General features: G+C 75.7%; 1 protein-coding gene. It reads right to left on the reverse strand.

Annotated elements, in window-relative coordinates:
- Positions 1 to 116: 116 nt before the first annotated feature.
- Positions 117 to 1406 (reverse strand): hypothetical protein (locus ABZ371_RS32610; RefSeq protein ID WP_358686553.1); only part of this gene is annotated, 1290 nt, incomplete at its 5' end.

A 1406-nucleotide genomic window follows, 5' to 3' on the forward strand; every position in this document is an offset into this window, starting at 1 on the left:
GGGGGGCGGCGGGGGCCGGGATTCGCTCGGGGGGGGGGCGGGGGGGGGGGGCGGGGGGGGGCGCCGGGCGCGCGGCGGCCCCCCCCCCCCCCGGGGCGGTGCTGGAAGCCGGCCGGTCAGACGTCCCACATGGCTTCGCCCTGGTCCCCGTTGCGGGGGTCCTCGTGGCGGGCGATGTCGGGGGCGTGGAGGCGGCGGAAGGACGGCATCAGCTCCTGAGCCGCGGACGCGGCCTGCATCAGGAGCTGGTGGACCGTCGCGAGGGCTTCGACGACCGTCTTGTCGACCGGGTAGACCTCGTTGGAGCGGGTCTGGAGCAGGCTGACCGTGGCGGCGATGTTCTCGATCCCGGCCGGGACGCCTTCGTACTCGGCGGCGACCTGCTTCATGTGGCCGGGCTCGTAGCGGGCGTAGACGTGGGCGATGTCCTGGGTGACCGCGACGAGCCGGGAGGGCTGGCGCTGGTCGTAGCCGCCGTCCGCACGGCGTTCCAGGATGTTCCACATGTGCTCGCCGGGCCGGGGCTCCTCCAGGCGGCGCAGGTCGTGCTCGTGGACCTTCGCGAACAGGGGGCCGACTTCCTGGGCGGCTTCGGCGGCCCGGTGGAGCAGGGCGTAGACCTGGGCGACCTGGTCGGCCATCCGCTTGTCGGCCGGGTACTTGTCGGCGGTGTTGACCGCGAGCTGCCGCACCGCCTCACCGACTGAGGCGATGCCCTCGGTCAGCCCCCAGTACTCGGCGGCCACGGCCAGCATCATCGGCGGCTCGTAGGCGGCGTACGCCTCGCGTACGGCCTCGGTCTCGGTCTCGAAGACGGACACGCAATCTCCTCCGAAGTGGTCGCTGCCGAACGGGTCGGCGGGGGTGGTGGTGTGGCCGGGCTCGTCGAAGTCGGTCAGGGCGTCGGGGCGGGTGTCCTTGGCCCAGCCGTCCTTGGCCCTGGCCATGAGCCGGGTGTGGACCTTCTTCGCGAGGTGCATGGCCCAGCGGGTGCAGCGGCCCCCCCACTTGGTGCCGTTGCGCGGTGCCAGGCGCAGGAAGCGCAGCAGGCCGCCCGTGGCGGCGGCGATCCCGCGTCCGAGGAGGCCGGGGACCATGGCGAGGGCGCCGACGGCCCCGGCGGCGACCTTCGCCGCCGCGCTGCGCAGCAGGTACCGCATCCCGGCCCTGCCCTTCTTCGCTGCGGCGGCCCAGGCGATACGGGCCCGCTTGCGGGCAGTGTTCGCGGCCTTGGCCACGCCTCGGCGGGCGGCGCGGGCCTTGGTGCCGGCCGACCGGACGGCGGAGGACCCGGCAAGGGCCCGGCCCGCCTTTACGGCGGCGGCCGTGCCGCGCATCCCGGCCCGGCCCGCCCGGCGGGCGGCGGCGGCCAGGGTGCTGCGGCTCTTCCCACCGGCCTTCCCGGC

This window comes from Streptomyces sp. NPDC005899 (assembly GCF_040629645.1).
Taxonomy (GTDB): domain Bacteria; phylum Actinomycetota; class Actinomycetes; order Streptomycetales; family Streptomycetaceae; genus Streptomyces.